The organism is Ureibacillus sp. FSL K6-0165 (genome assembly GCF_038004285.1).
In the GTDB taxonomy this organism is placed as follows: domain Bacteria; phylum Bacillota; class Bacilli; order Bacillales_A; family Planococcaceae; genus Ureibacillus; species Ureibacillus thermosphaericus.
This window is the reverse complement of the sequence record NZ_JBBOQS010000001.1, coordinates 2,222,527-2,237,358: the sequence shown is the minus strand read 5'-3', so window position 1 is coordinate 2,237,358 and position 14,832 is coordinate 2,222,527. Positions and strand designations below refer to the sequence as shown.

The window sequence follows — 14,832 nt, the reverse complement described above, 5'->3', positions numbered from 1 at the left end:
GGTGCGGATGATTGTGCGGGGAGAGAACGTTTTTACGTCGCCGAAGGAGCAAGTAGTAGAACTATGAATCTCTCAGGCAAAAAGACTCGTACGGGACGCAACTCTGGAGAGTGCTGAATAACAGCCACCCAAGGGGAAAGCCTATTTTATAATAGGTGTAACTTTCAGGTGCAAGGACAGAGAATTCCTTTAAAAAGGGGATTTTCTGTCCTTTTTGCCTAGTTTAAAGATATTGGTAGTAAATTGTTAATTAATGAGGGAGGTTTCACGATGGGAGAATTAAAGAGAACACCATTATTTGATGAATATGCGAAATATGGTGCAAAAACGATTGATTTTGGTGGATGGGAATTACCTGTTCAATTTTCATCAATAAAGGATGAACATGAAGCTGTAAGAAATCGTGCTGGACTTTTCGATGTATCCCATATGGGAGAAATTTTTGTAAAAGGGAAAGATGTTCTCGGCTATCTTCAAAAATTATTGTCCAATGACATTTCAAAAATTCCAGTTGGCGGCGCACAATATAATGTGATGTGCTATGAAAATGGTGGGGTTGTAGATGATTTAATCGTCTATAATCTTGGCGATGACCAATACTTGCTTGTTGTCAATGCGGCAAATATTGAAAAAGACTTTGAATGGATGAAAAAGCATGCAGAAGGCGATGTAACGATTATAAATCAATCAGATGAATATGCCTTAATTGCACTTCAAGGACCTCTATCAGAAAAAATCTTGCAAACATTAACAGATGTGAACTTATCTGAATTAAAACCATTCCAATTTAAAGCATCTGTTCAAGTTAGTGGTTATTCTGTATTGTTATCACGCAGCGGATATACAGGTGAAGACGGCTTCGAATTATACGGGGAGCCAAATTCAATTGTAGCATTGTGGAATAAACTATTAGAAGCAGGAAAAGAAGATGGATTGATACCATGCGGCCTTGGAGCACGTGATACGTTGCGTTTTGAAGCATGCTTACCGCTTTATGGACAAGAATTATCAGAAAATATTTCTCCATTAGAAGCAGGCATCGGCTTTGCAGTAAAACTTCAAAAAGATGCGGATTTCATCGGTAAAGAAGCTCTTAAAAACCAAAAAGAACAAGGGCTTTCAAGAAAACTGGTTGGTATTGAAATGATTGATAAAGGGATTCCTCGCCATGGCTATAAAGTATTTAAAGGCGACACTGAAATTGGAGAAGTTACAACTGGTACACAAATCCCTAGTACGAAACGTAATTTAGGACTTGCTTTATTAGATATTCAATATACTGAAATTGGTACAGAAGTGGAAGTAGAAATACGCAATAAAAAGGTAAAAGCACATGTTGTGCCGAAGCCATTTTATAAACGTGAAAAATAAAAATTAATGGAGGTCAAACAATGAAGCATCGTTATCTTCCAATAACGGAACAAGACAAACAAGAAATGCTCTCTACCATTGGAGTAGAAAGCATTGATGAATTATTTGCGGATATTCCTGAAGAGGTGCGTTTTAAAGGGCTTTATAATATTAAAGAAGCAGCATCTGAATCTGCGCTATTAAAAGAACTAAAAGCTTTAGCAGATAAAAATATCAACACTGAAACAGCTGTTTCATTCTTAGGTGCAGGTGTATACAATCACTACAAACCTGTTATTGTGGACCATGTTATTTCTCGGTCTGAATTCTATACTGCTTATACACCATATCAACCGGAAATTTCACAAGGTGAACTACAAGCTATTTTTGAATTCCAAACAATGATTGCCGAATTAACAGGTATGGATTTAGCAAACTCTTCCATGTATGATGGCGGAACATCGCTTGCAGAAGCAGGGATGCTTGCTGCTGGCTCAACAAGACGTAAAAAATTGTTAGTATCTGAAGCAATCCATCCTGAATATCGTACTGTTGTAGAAACTTATGCATATGGCCAATCAATCGAAGTAGTAAATGTGCCAATGAAAGATGGAGTAACAGATATTGAAGCATTAAAAGGTATGATTGATCAAGATACTGCGGCTGTTATGGTTCAGTATCCTAACTTCTTTGGTCAAATTGAAGACTTGAAAACAATGGGTGAGCTAGTACATGAAGCAAAAGGATTATTCATTGTTTCTGCAAACCCATTAGCATTAGGTGTGTTAACGCCTCCTGGAAAACTTGGAGCTGACATTACTGTAGGGGATGCACAACCATTTGGTATTCCTGAAAGTTTTGGAGGACCACACTGCGGTTATTTTGCTACGACTTCAAAATTAATGCGTAAAGTGCCTGGCCGTTTAGTAGGACAAACAGTAGACCAAGACGGACGTCGCGGTTTCGTATTAACATTACAAGCTCGCGAACAACATATTCGCCGTGAAAAAGCAACTTCTAACATTTGTTCGAACCAAGCATTGCTTGCTCTTGCTGCATCCGTTACTATGACAGCTTTAGGTAAACGCGGTATTCAAGAAATGGCAAAGCAAAACATCGTGAAAACTCGTTATGCAAAAACAGCGTTTGAGCAAGCTGGATTTACAGTTCCATTCCAAGGTGCTCACTTCAACGAAATCGTTGTAAAAGTAAACAAACCAGTGAGTGAATTAAACAAAAGATTATTAGAAAAAGGCATTATCGGTGGTTATGATTTAGGCCGCGATTATCCTGAACTTGAAAACCATGTACTTATTGCCGTTACAGAATTGCGTACGAAAGAAGAGATTGATCAATTAGTGCAAGAAATGGGGGCTTACAATGCATAACGAAAATCAACCGCTCATTTTTGAATTATCGAAGGAAGGGCGCATCGGCTACAGCTTGCCAGAATTAGATGTGCCAGAGGTAGAATTATCAGAATTAATTCCACAAGAATATTTGCGTGAAGAACCTGCTGAATTACCGGAAGTTTCAGAATTGGATATTATGCGCCACTATACAGCATTATCTCGCCGCAATCATGGCGTAGATTCTGGATTCTATCCACTAGGTTCTTGTACGATGAAATACAATCCAAAAATTAATGAAGAAGTCGCCCGCTTCTCTGGATTCGCAAATATTCACCCGTTACAAGACGAGCCAACAGTTCAAGGTGCAATGGAATTAATGTATGAACTTCAAACAGCTTTAAAAGAAATTACAGGTATGGATGAAGTTACATTACAACCTGCTGCGGGTGCACATGGAGAATGGACAGCATTAATGATGATTCGTGCTTTCCATGAAGCAAATGGGGAAGGTCACCGTAATAAAGTAATCGTTCCAGACTCTGCACACGGAACAAACCCAGCTAGTGCTACTGTTGCTGGATTTGATACAATTACAGTAAAATCGGATGAAAATGGTTTAGTTGATTTGGAAGATTTACGTCGAGTAGTTGGGAAAGATACAGCGGCACTTATGCTGACAAACCCAAATACGCTCGGGCTATTTGAAGAGCACATCATTGAAATTGCGGATATCGTGCATAGCGTGGGCGGGAAAGTATATTACGATGGAGCAAACTTAAATGCTATTATGTCAAAAGTACGCCCAGGCGATATGGGATTTGACTGTGTACACTTGAATTTACACAAAACATTCACAGGTCCACACGGCGGTGGAGGTCCTGGTTCTGGCCCTGTAGGGGTAAAAGCAGATTTAATTCCATTCTTGCCGAAACCAGTATTAGTGAAAAAAGAAGATGGCACGTTCCATTTTGATTATGATCGTCCACAATCCATTGGCCGTGTAAAACCATTCTACGGAAACTTCGGCATCAATGTACGTGCTTATACGTATATTCGTTCAATGGGACCTGAAGGATTAAAATTAGTAACAGAATATGCAGTATTAAATGCGAACTACATGATGCGTAAACTACAACCTTACTTTGACCTTCCTTATGATCGTCATTGTAAACACGAATTTGTATTATCTGGACGTCGTCAGAAAAAACTTGGTGTTCGCACATTAGATATTGCGAAACGACTACTTGATTTCGGTTATCATCCACCAACAATTTACTTCCCATTAAATGTGGAAGAGGGAATGATGATTGAGCCTACAGAAACAGAATCGAAAGAAACATTAGATGCGTTCTGTGATGCACTGATCCAAATCGCAAAAGAAGCGGAAGAGAATCCGTCTATTGTACAAGAAGCACCACATACAACTGTTGTGAGTCGATTAGATGAAACTCAAGCTGCTAGAAATCCAATTTTGCGTTATCAAAAACAATAGCGTTCAAAATAAAAATATCCATGAGTGCATCTCATGGATATTTTTTACTACTTTTAAACAAGCTATTTAAAAGATGATATATGACATGAGTAAAATATCATAAATATTGTTGGCGTAATCATGTCATTTCTTTAAATATAGGAATTTCAACAGGTAAACTAATTTTTTGTTTTAATTTTACCAGTCCAAGTTTTGAAACCGCCTTGAAGTTGATACAATTGATTGTAACCTTTTTTCTTTAAGAAAAGAGCTGCCCTAGAACTTCTTGTCATATTTTGACAATATAAATATACAGGAAGATCTGGACGAATTTCTTTGTAACGTTGACGCAATTGAGAAAAAGGAATATTACGTGCACCTAAAATGTGACCAGAATCAAATTCTTTTGTTTCTCGAACATCGATTAATTGAGCTTTTCGATATCCTTTAATAAATTCTTCTTGCGTCAAATTAGTAACAGATTTTTTTAAACGGAATGAACTTACTAAAACATAGATAATGATAAGTCCTAGGATTGTTGCAATCGTATATAATACTGTCGCCACTTCTAAAATTCTCCTTTCTATTTACATAGAACATTATAAATAAGAAATTGGCATTCGTCCATTCAGTTTGATACAATAAAAAAGTTGTGAGGAGGAAAACAAGTTGAAAACGAAATGGTATTTCATTAATTCAGGACCATGCAGTCCTTCTTATAATATGGCATTAGACGAGGCATTACTCGATTTTCATAGTAGAGGCGAAATTCCACCAGTCATTCGATTTTACGAGTGGAATCCGCCAACCCTTTCTATTGGATATTTCCAAAGAGCACATCGAGACATTGATTTTGATGCTTTAAAAGCGCAAAATATTGGCTTTGTTCGGAGACCTACTGGTGGAAGAGCAGTTCTTCATGACAGCGAATTGACATATAGCATCATCGTTACAGAACAATACCCAAATATGCCTGAAACGGTTACAGAAGCTTATCGTTTTTTAAGCGAAGGCTTGTTAAAAGGGTTCCACAATTTAGGATTAGATGCATATTTCAGCATCCCTGATACGGAGGAAAAACAAGAAGCATTGAAAAAACCAAAAAGTGCAGTTTGTTTTGATGCTCCAAGCTGGTATGAACTCGTTGTAGAAGGAAAGAAAGTTGCTGGAAGTGCGCAAACTAGACAAAAGGGTGTCGTTTTACAGCACGGTGCGATTTTATTGGATCTCGATGAGGACAAGCTGTTGTCTCTGTTCAAATTCCCTTCCGAAGAGGCAAAAGAGCGGATGCGAAAACAATTGCCGGAAAGAGCAGTTGCAATTAACCGTTTAACAACACGACGCATCACTATTGAGGAATGCATTCATGCATTCAAAAAAGGATTTGAAGAAGCTTTACAAATTGAACTTGTTCCATATGAATTAACAGAAGAACAAAAGGAATATGTGAGAAAATTAGAAGAAGAAAAATATGCAAATGATGAATGGAATTTCAGAAAGTAATTAAAAATTATAGTTCAAAAATTGTGACTAAAATTTAATATTCAGCTCCAAACTTAGAAATTTCTAAGATTCATAGAAATTATTATTTGTCAACCCCTTGAATCGATTCTAGTTATGAGGTAATCTTTTCTAAGTAGCAGAACGAAACAATATATTGTATGTTCATTTTACTAGACATACAATATATTGTGTTTTATTGTTTATATATGGGAAATGATAGATAAATTATATATGTGCTAAGGGAGGCTGGCAGATGGTAATGGTAGATTCTTATACGACCATCCTCATTGATCAACTAAACAAAGATATTGAACAATTTCCACAAGTTCATTCAATTACTCCAGATATGCATGTAACGCATAAAGGTGTATCGAGATTAGTCATGATTGACCGATACTCATTCAAGGATACGGAAAAGAAAACATTAAAACCTGGAGATTTTGTTGTATTAACAATTAAAGAAGATCCAAAGTTTCCAGCTCGAGGATTAGGTTATATCCAATCAATTGATTGGAATGCTAATAAAGCAGAAGTATTAATTGAAGAAGAATACAGAAATGTACTAGATGATCCAAAAGAACAAGAAACAGGTATCATCGTTCGTTCTCTAGATGTTATTGAAAAGCCTCTAGAAATTTTTTATGAACAAATTGCGAAACGAAATGCAACAGGCTTATCGTCTGTTGAACAAACAGAAGAAAAACGCAATGAATGGTTCCAAAAATTTTACGAGCAATTAGCTTCTTTAAAGTTCGTGCCGGCTGGACGAGTTCTATACGGTGCAGGTTCAGGAACGCAAGTCACATACTTCAACTGCTATGTAATGCCTTTCGTTCCGGATAGCCGAGAAGGTATTAGTGAACATCGCAAAAAGGTAATGGAAATTATGAGCCGCGGAGGCGGTGTTGGTACAAATGGTTCAACACTAAGACCTCGCAATACGCTTGCAAGAGGAGTAAATGGGAAATCAAGCGGTTCTGTATCATGGCTTGATGATATTGCGAAACTTACACATCTTGTCGAACAAGGTGGTTCGCGTCGGGGAGCACAAATGATCATGCTCGCTGATTGGCATCCAGATATTGTTGAATTTATCATTTCCAAAATGCAAAATCCTCGCATTTTGCGCTATTTAATTGAAAATATGGAAGATGAATCAATCGTTCGCCATGCGAAAGAAAAATTAAAATTCAAACCATTAACGCCGCTTGAAGAAGCGATGTATCAAGGAATCCTAAACTATAAAAACATCCCTGGTTTAGGAGGATTTAGCGAAGCAATTATTAAAGAGGCGGAAACAAAGCTTCGCGATGGCGGAACGTACACTGTGCATAATCCAGACTTTTTAACAGGTGCCAATATCTCTGTTACTATTACAAATGAATTTATGGAAGCGGTTGAAAAAGACGAAGAATACCCACTTCGATTCCCAGATGTAGAAAACTATACGCCGGAAGAAATGGCAATTTACAATGAGAAATGGCACAAAATTGGTGACGTGCGCGAGTGGGAAGCTCTCGGTTACGGAGTGCGCACTTATCGCAAAATTAAAGCACGAGAACTTTGGAAATTAATTAATATATGTGCAACTTATGCTGCAGAACCAGGTATTTTCTTCATTGATAATGCGAATGAAATGACAAATGCCCGCGCTTATGGCCAAAAAGTTGTTGCGACAAACCCTTGTGGTGAGCAACCGCTTGCACCGTATTCAGTATGTAACTTAGCAGCAGTGAATTTAGCTCAATTTGCATTGAAAGATGAAAAAACAGTGGACTTTGAGGCATTAAAAGAAACAGTTCGCGTTGGCGTTCGCATGCAAGATAATGTCATTGATGCAACTCCGTATTTCCTTGAAGAAAACCGTAGACAAGCTCTAGGTGAGCGACGTATCGGTCTTGGAGTAATGGGCTTAGCTGATCTACTAATTTACTGCGAAAAAGAATATGGTTCAGAAGAAGGAAACAAGCTTGTCGATCAAGTTTTCGAAACGATTGCGACAACTGCTTACGAAACGTCCATTGAACTAGCAAAAGAACGTGGCAGCTTCCCATTCTTAGTAGGTGAAACAGAAGAGGAAACGAAACGCTTACGTGAAGCATTCATTAATACTGGTTACATGAAACGCATGCCAGAACATATTCGTCAAGGGGTACTTGAATATGGTATCCGAAATTCCCATCTGTTAACTGTTGCTCCAACTGGTTCAACAGGTACTATGGTGGGAGTTGCAACTGGTTTAGAACCTTATTTCTCTTTCACATATTATCGTTCTGGTCGCCTAGGAAAATTCATCGAAGTAAAAGCAGAAATTGTTCAAGAATACTTAGAAAAGCATCCTGAAGTAAGTGAACATCACTTACCTCACTGGTTTGTAACAGCGATGGATTTGACGCCAGAAGCTCACGCAGATGTTCAATGTATTATTCAACGTTGGGTAGATTCATCTATCTCTAAAACGGTAAATGCACCGAAAGGATACACGGTGGAACAAGTAGAAAAAGTTTATGAACGTTTATATAGAGGTGGAGCAAAAGGTGGAACGGTTTACGTTGACGGTAGTCGTGATTCGCAAGTGTTAACATTAAAAGCGGAAATGACGCAAGAAGAGCAGTTAACATTTGAAGAATTGCAGGATGAGCCTGTTGAAAAGCCAGTCGTATTGGTAGAAACAATTGCTCCGCTTCAACAAACAAACGTGAATATCGGTTCCGAAGTAGGAGATACATGCCCAGTTTGCCGCCAAGGAACAGTAGAAGAAATTGGTGGATGTAACACATGTACCGTATGTGGTGCCCAACTAAAATGTGGTTTATAATTTATGACAAAGTCATACTGTAAAAAGTGTGTGAACAATAAAAAATAAAGAAAAAGCCTGACCAATAATGGTCAGGCTTAAATATTTTCTAATTTGCGAAAATCAGCAAACGATCATTAGAAAAAATAATCATAGCTATTTTTCGCTAGTAAAATTAATGTCGTGACGATAAATAGAATACGAACAACAGTTGTTCCTTGTTTTAATGCAAACTTTGTTCCTACATAGGCACCACATATCATGGAAATCCCCATGATTATTCCATAGATGAACAATACTTCCCCGAGTATGAAAAACATCACTAATGCTGCAAGATTACTAGTAAAGTTTAATAATTTTGCATTTCCTGATGCTTGTAAAAAATCAAAACCCATCATTAAAAATACAAAAATGATAAAAGAACCTGTTCCTGGACCAAAAAAACCATCATAAAATCCGATGGCGAGTAAAGAACAAAGGAAAACGATTTTTCGTTTCCACGTCAATTCTTTTTTCTTTTCAATTTGCCCCCAGTCTTTTTTTATTACTGTGTAAATGAAAACTAGAAGCAGCATGATAATCACAAGGGGTTTTAAAATTGCTGGATCCAATAAATGAACGGTCCAGGCACCAAGCATGGAAAAGATAAAAACGAAAGGAACAATTGGCCCTAACAGTTTCATATCTACTTTACCAGCTTTTAGGAAAGTTAAGGTGCTTGTTAAATTTCCCATCGTTGCTGCTAATTTATTCGTTGCGATGGCACTAGCTGGTGGGAGTCCAACAAACATCAGTGCTGGTACGGTTATTAAACCTCCTCCACCTACAATGGCATTTAAAAAAGCTCCTAAAAAACCAAAAAATATAAGAAGTATTACGGTTATGACATCAATTTCCATTTCTCTATCCCCTATATTTTTTTATAAAAGTAATGTTACCGAATTGGTAGGGGAGAGTAAATATTTTGGTTTTTTTGGTATAAAAAAAGACGTTCCAGCAATCATATGCTGTGACGTCTTTTCATTGATTAGTCGTGATTCAATTGGGCGATGATTTCTGGATTGTTTTCGATTTCATGTAGCTTCTTAAAGGAAGCAATTGAAACTTCTACCATGTCATCATCCGGTTCTTTTGTTGTTAATAACTGCAACCATAATCCTGGATATCCTAAATAGCATAATACTGGAATATCTCTTAAAGAATTAGTAAATTGCAATACTTCATAGGAAACGCCTAATACGACAGGGATTAATAAGATACGAATCAGCACACGGAACCATAATGGATCAACGGGGAAGAATAAGTAAATGAACATCCCGACAATGACCGTAAATAAAATGAAGCTTGAACCACAACGGTAATGTAATCTTGATTGTTTTTGCACATTTTCAACTGTTAATTCAAGTCCGTTTTCGTAACAATTAATGACCTTATGTTCGGCTCCATGGTATTGAAAAACTCGACGAATGATAGGCGTTAACGAGATGAAATATAAATAAATCAGAAGCAAAATTAGTTTAATGCCAGTTTCCAAAAAGATTTGTGGATATTTACCGGAAACCCATGGAGAAAATAATTCGGCAATAAAAACGGGAACTAAAGTAAAGACAAATTTACCAAATAAAAAAGAAAGAATCCCGACAATTGCAACGCCGAATATCATTTCTAGCTTTGATAATTCCTGGCCATCTTCCTCTTCGCCGGGCGTCACATCGTAACGATCACTAGAAAATTGTAAATGTTTCGAACCGATTCCAGCGGATTCAATAATGGCTATATTTCCTCGGATGAAAGGAATTTTTTTAAGCTTTTGCATCCAAGGCTTTTTAGGTTTTTTCGCATAGTAATATTCAATGGATTGATCGTTTCGGCGAATTGCGGAAACGGTATGTTCTTTTCCTCCGAACATGACACCTTCAAGTAGCGCCTGTCCTCCATAAATAGGTGTTTGATTGCCCACAGCTGACACCACTCTCTAACAATATTTCTTTCTATCAACTTTTTTTATTGTACTAAATTTTCAGCAATTGTACTAGCGTACGCATACGAAAAATCAATATTGGTAAAAATATATAAAAAAAGGAGTGGTTGGCATGTTGTATTTAGCGTTCATTACTAGTTTATTTGCATCGATTTTTCTTACAGCTAGTTTAAAAATGTTATCATTTTTCAAATTCATTCAATGGAATCCCATTGGATTTTCCAAAAAATATCAAATTTTTGAAGGTAGTCATCCGTTTATCAACTGGCTTTTTTTAGCGGTTTTGATTTTTGTCGTTAATTTAATAATTTATTTGATAATGCAATATGTACAAAATGTGCCTCCATTTATTACTTCTCTTGTCATAGGTGGACTTTTTGCCATTATTGCAGAATGGATTATTTACGATTTACCAGCAGAATTATCTTCTTTTAAAAAACTGTCCATTCCATTTATTGTAATGGTGGTGATAACGGCCAGATTTATTATTGAAACAGCTTCTTTCCATTATCAAGCTCATTTGGAACGAAATAGGTTGCCGTATAAGGAGTCTGTGATAAAATAAAAGTGGTAATTTCCTCTAATTTTAAAGGAGAATCGGCGATGAAGTTGTTAGTGTTAAACGGGCCTAATTTAAATCGACTGGGTAAAAGGGAACCAGAAATTTACGGTTTTGAAACTTTGGAAGATGTAAAAAAAAGATGCGTTGCTTTGGCGAAAGAATTTAGTGCGGAACTGGAATTTAAACAATCCAATCATGAAGGGCAATTAATTGATTGGATACATGAAGCGGAGGATACAGGAGTTAACGGGATTGTATTTAATCCGGGAGCTTACACGCATACAAGCGTCGCACTTAGAGATGCCATTGCAAGTATTAGCGTACCAGTTATTGAAGTTCATATCTCTAACATACATAAAAGGGAGGAATTTCGTCATAAATCCCTACTTGCGGCAGAATGTGTTGGTCAAATTTGTGGTCTCGGAACATTTGGATATGAATTGGCATTACGAAAGTTTTTACAAAAATAAGGAAGGAAATGTCCATGAATAAACTCGACAAATTACGAAAAGAATTGGAAAGTCATCATGTGGACGCATTGCTTATTACAAATCCATACAACCGCCGATATATGACAGGCTTTACAGGATCGAGCGGTGCAGCCCTTGTAACAAAAAACGATGCGGTATTTATTACCGATTTTCGCTATACGGAGCAAGCAAATCATCAAGTGAAAGAATTTCGCATTATTCAGCAGGAAGGTTCCATACTAAAAGAAGTAGAGAAGCTTGTTGATGAATGTAAAATTAAAACATTAGGTTTTGAAAGAGATACAGTAACTTATGGAGAATATGAATCTTTTCAAAATCTGTTGAATGTGGAGCTAGTACCATTATCCGGATTAATTGAAAAAATTCGCTTGATTAAGACTGATGAAGAGATTAAGATTATAAAGGTTGCATGTGAAATTGCTGATGCTGCATTTTCGCACATTTTAAACTTTATTAAACCTGGCGTTACAGAGCTAGAAGTATCGAATGAGCTCGAATTTTTCATGCGCAAGCAAGGTGCAACGTCTTCATCCTTCGATACCATCGTCGCAAGTGGTCTCCGAAGCGCTTTACCTCATGGTGTTGCTACAAACAAAATCATTGAGCAAGGAGACTTTGTCACACTTGATTTCGGTGCCGTTTATAATGGGTATGTTTCCGACATTACGCGTACAATTGCGGTTGGTAAACCTAATACAAAATTGGTAGAAATGTATAATGTCGTTTTGGAAGCGCAATTATTAGCGTTAGAAAAAATTAAACCAGGCATGACTGGTATTGAAGCGGACAAAACTGCGAGAGATTATTTAACTGAAAAAGGATATGGAGAGGCTTTTGGACATTCAACTGGCCACGGAATTGGTTTAGAAATTCATGAAGGTCCAGCTCTTTCCTATCGTAATAATCAAACATTAGAGCCTAATATGGTCGTGACAGTTGAACCTGGTGTCTATTTGCCGGGTATCGGCGGAGTTCGCATAGAAGACGATATTGTTATCACAGCAACGGGCAATGAGAGATTGACTCATTCGACGAAAGATTTAATTATTCTATAATGATGGAGGAATATTCATGATTTCAGTTAACGATTTTCGTACTGGTCTAACAATTATTGTAGATGGAGAATTATACCGAGTACTTGATTTCCAACACGTAAAACCTGGTAAGGGAGCAGCGTTCGTTCGTTCCAAATTACGTAACTTACGAAATGGTAACGTAGCGGAAAAAACATTCCGCGCAGGTGAAAAAGTTGAAAAAGCGATGGTAGAAAACCGCAAAATGCAATATTTATATGCACAAGGTGATTCCCATGTTTTCATGGATTTAGAATCATATGAACAAATCGAATTAAATGCAAATCAAATCGATTATGAATTAAAATTCTTAAAAGAAAATATGGAAGTTTACATTATGTCATATCAAGGAGAAATGCTTGGGGTAGAACTTCCAAATACTGTGGAATTAAAAGTAGTTGAAACTGAACCAGGTATCAAAGGTGATACTGCTTCTGGAGGTTCTAAACCAGCTACTTTAGAAACTGGTCTTATCGTACAAGTACCATTCTTTGTTAATGAAGGTGATATTTTAGTAATCAACACTTCTGATGGATCGTATGTTTCCCGCGCTAACTAATAATTTCAATAAAAATTAAGTGGACGTCAAAAGCACGTCCGCTTTTTTTATTGTTCTTTGGTCTATTTATTTGAACAAGCTCATATATTGCTTTCACAAGGAGGAGTCAAATGGAATTACAGGATGTATTAAGGGTGGCAGGAGTAGGGCTAATTATTGCACTGTTACATGTTTTCTTTGACCAAGTTGGGAAGAAGGAATTTACATTCTATATATTCTTTATCGCATACCTATACATGGCTGCAGAACTAATCCGATTTTTACGGCTTTTTTTCGGTGAAATTATGCTATTTTTCCAATGGTTGACGAATTGACATATGACGATTTTGATTTATGCCGTAATTCTACTACTCATTATCATACTGATTAAAGAAACGGTCCCAAAACTTCATTCGCTCATTGCCATCATCTTCTTTTTTATAATATTACATTTTCTATTATCGAAATCTGTACTTCCATTAATTGGACAAATCCTGTCATATGTAAATTCAGTACCATATGTTCCTCAACTTGTCTATTCTGCTCTTTTTTATCAATTAGGTATATTTTTTAAGATGCTTTTTGATGAACAAGAGCATGAGACGATGGGAGAATTCGTCATGTTTTCGGTCCGGATCGTATTACTATCTTATTGGGTTGGTGAGTTTGCCAAAGTTCTTTCTGGTTTTTCTTCAATTCTAGATAAGCTTCAATAAGGGGCTTTCATAATGGATGAACTATTGAACATTTTTATCGATCCATTAAAAATTGCAGGTAAATCCATTGTACTCGTAGTCACATACACCATATTATTTCTGATATTAGAAGCTTTTGTACCGCAATTTAAAAAATGGGGAGATACATTATTTATTATTGTCCTCGTGTTGACACTTGGACAAACCGTAATGGAGTCATTCGGTTTAATTGGTGAAGTTGTGAATGTCGCTGCCGAATTCTTTTTATCGATCACACCGATTCTCATGTCCATTATCGTTGTGCTCAATGCGGTATTTTCCTTCATAGCTTGGAGTCCTATTGTTATCGCGATATTTGAATTTTTAATATTGTTATGTCAAAAAGTGCTTATTCCAGGAATCGTCATCGCGCTGCTACTGGATTTTTGTACAAGATTTATTGGAGAAATGTCTTTTTCAAAAGCTTCCGATTTAATACGAGGAACCGTCATGACATTAATTACAGCATCGTTATTGTTGATGGTCGCATTTTTATCTTTTGCAGGAGTTGCCTTTTTTACCGTAGATAAAGCGATTGCGAGCCCTGTGAAAAAAGTAATTGAACAAACGATTCCAATTGTTGGTTCACTAATCGTTGAAGGTTTTTCAATCTTCCAAAAGTACCAATCTGCTGCCACTACTTTAGCGGGATTTAGTGCTATGACTGCATTTTGGATAGCCGCGTTTTATCCGGCTGGAAAGCTGTTGATTCATGCAATGACTTTTAAAATTTTAGCTGCAATCGTCGAGCCCTTTTCTGGTGGAACGATTAGCGGTCTCCTTGATGATATTGGAAAGTCATTACTCGTCTTATGCGCTTCAGCAATCCTATTAGGAATCGCTTTCGTTTTCATTTGGCTCATCTTCATGGTAATTTTGCAGCTCGGGGTGGGAAAAAGCTTTTGATCAAATTAATCGCCATCATACTAATAGGAAAGTGCTTGCTATTACTGGCTGAGGAAAAAGAGATTATGGTCTAT

At 36.9% G+C, this 14,832-nt stretch carries 15 protein-coding genes and 2 riboswitches; of the genes, 12 read left to right on the top strand and 3 right to left on the bottom strand.

Going from position 1 to position 14,832, the window contains the following annotated elements:
- Positions 1-7: 7 nt before the first annotated feature.
- A riboswitch (glycine riboswitch) is annotated at positions 8-98 on the top strand.
- 3 nt (positions 99-101) lie between these two features.
- Positions 102-182, top strand: a riboswitch (glycine riboswitch).
- Positions 183-270: 88 nt separating this feature from the next.
- The 3 genes from gcvT to gcvPB are packed head-to-tail and all read left to right on the top strand — an operon-like array spanning position 271 to position 4,194.
- Positions 271-1,371: a glycine cleavage system aminomethyltransferase GcvT gene (gcvT, locus tag NST00_RS11125; protein ID WP_016837725.1), complete on the top strand. Its 1,101-nt coding sequence runs from the start codon at positions 271-273 to the stop codon at positions 1,369-1,371.
- 20 nt (positions 1,372-1,391) lie between these two features.
- Complete coding sequence (gene gcvPA, locus NST00_RS11120) at positions 1,392-2,738, top strand: aminomethyl-transferring glycine dehydrogenase subunit GcvPA (RefSeq protein WP_016837726.1); 1,347 nt, start codon at positions 1,392-1,394, stop codon at positions 2,736-2,738.
- Positions 2,731-4,194, top strand: a complete 1,464-nt coding sequence (gcvPB, locus tag NST00_RS11115; protein WP_340709967.1) for an aminomethyl-transferring glycine dehydrogenase subunit GcvPB — start codon at positions 2,731-2,733, stop codon at positions 4,192-4,194. Before gcvPA ends, gcvPB begins: the two co-directional genes overlap by 8 nt.
- A 158-nt stretch (positions 4,195-4,352) precedes the next feature.
- Here gcvPB and NST00_RS11110 read toward each other — a convergent pair whose 3' ends face one another.
- On the bottom strand, positions 4,353-4,739 hold the full coding sequence (locus tag NST00_RS11110; protein ID WP_016837728.1) for a rhodanese-like domain-containing protein: 387 nt from the start codon (positions 4,737-4,739) through the stop codon (positions 4,353-4,355).
- A gap of 157 nt (positions 4,740-4,896) precedes the next feature.
- Here NST00_RS11110 and NST00_RS11105 point away from each other — a divergent pair, with 157 nt between their 5' ends.
- Together NST00_RS11105 and NST00_RS11100 are read left to right on the top strand one after the other, a co-directional pair.
- Entirely contained in the window at positions 4,897-5,676 is a 780-nt protein-coding gene (locus NST00_RS11105) for a lipoate--protein ligase family protein (protein ID WP_340710176.1), read from the top strand.
- A gap of 253 nt (positions 5,677-5,929) precedes the next feature.
- Complete coding sequence (locus NST00_RS11100) at positions 5,930-8,494, top strand: vitamin B12-dependent ribonucleotide reductase (RefSeq protein ID WP_016837730.1); 2,565 nt, start codon at positions 5,930-5,932, stop codon at positions 8,492-8,494.
- 116 nt (positions 8,495-8,610) lie between these two features.
- Here the strand turns inward: NST00_RS11100 and NST00_RS11095 are convergent, their stop codons facing one another.
- Together NST00_RS11095 and NST00_RS11090 are read right to left on the bottom strand one after the other, a co-directional pair.
- On the bottom strand, positions 8,611-9,372 hold the full coding sequence (locus tag NST00_RS11095; RefSeq protein WP_016837731.1) for a TSUP family transporter: 762 nt from the start codon (positions 9,370-9,372) through the stop codon (positions 8,611-8,613).
- A 128-nt stretch (positions 9,373-9,500) separates the two neighbouring features.
- Positions 9,501-10,433 carry a DUF1385 domain-containing protein gene (locus tag NST00_RS11090; RefSeq protein ID WP_016837732.1) on the bottom strand — a complete coding sequence of 311 codons (933 nt, stop codon included), beginning with the start codon at positions 10,431-10,433 and terminating at the stop codon, positions 9,501-9,503.
- 133 nt (positions 10,434-10,566) lie between these two features.
- On the opposite strand from NST00_RS11090, the gene NST00_RS11085 reads away from it, so the two are divergent.
- The 7 genes from NST00_RS11085 (at position 10,567) to NST00_RS11055 (ending at position 14,758) form a co-directional block, all read left to right on the top strand.
- Complete coding sequence (locus tag NST00_RS11085) at positions 10,567-11,019, top strand: hypothetical protein (protein ID WP_340709966.1); 453 nt, start codon at positions 10,567-10,569, stop codon at positions 11,017-11,019.
- Positions 11,020-11,057: 38 nt separating this feature from the next.
- A complete protein-coding gene (aroQ, locus tag NST00_RS11080) occupies positions 11,058-11,486 on the top strand; it encodes a type II 3-dehydroquinate dehydratase (RefSeq protein ID WP_016837734.1) in 429 nt (142 codons plus the stop codon).
- A gap of 14 nt (positions 11,487-11,500) precedes the next feature.
- The gene (locus tag NST00_RS11075; protein ID WP_016837735.1) at positions 11,501-12,562 is read left to right on the top strand and encodes a M24 family metallopeptidase; all 1,062 of its coding nucleotides are present in this window, start codon (positions 11,501-11,503) and stop codon (positions 12,560-12,562) included.
- A gap of 16 nt (positions 12,563-12,578) precedes the next feature.
- Positions 12,579-13,139, top strand: coding sequence for an elongation factor P (efp, locus tag NST00_RS11070; protein ID WP_016837736.1), 561 nt, complete (start codon positions 12,579-12,581; stop codon positions 13,137-13,139).
- 110 nt (positions 13,140-13,249) lie between these two features.
- Positions 13,250-13,453, top strand: coding sequence for a hypothetical protein (locus NST00_RS11065; RefSeq protein WP_016837737.1), 204 nt, complete (start codon positions 13,250-13,252; stop codon positions 13,451-13,453).
- Between the two features lie 3 nt (positions 13,454-13,456).
- Positions 13,457-13,834 carry a hypothetical protein gene (locus NST00_RS11060; protein ID WP_016837738.1) on the top strand — a complete coding sequence of 126 codons (378 nt, stop codon included), beginning with the start codon at positions 13,457-13,459 and terminating at the stop codon, positions 13,832-13,834.
- Positions 13,835-13,846: 12 nt separating this feature from the next.
- Entirely contained in the window at positions 13,847-14,758 is a 912-nt protein-coding gene (locus NST00_RS11055; protein WP_016837739.1) for a stage III sporulation protein AE, read from the top strand.
- Positions 14,759-14,832 lie beyond the last annotated feature (74 nt).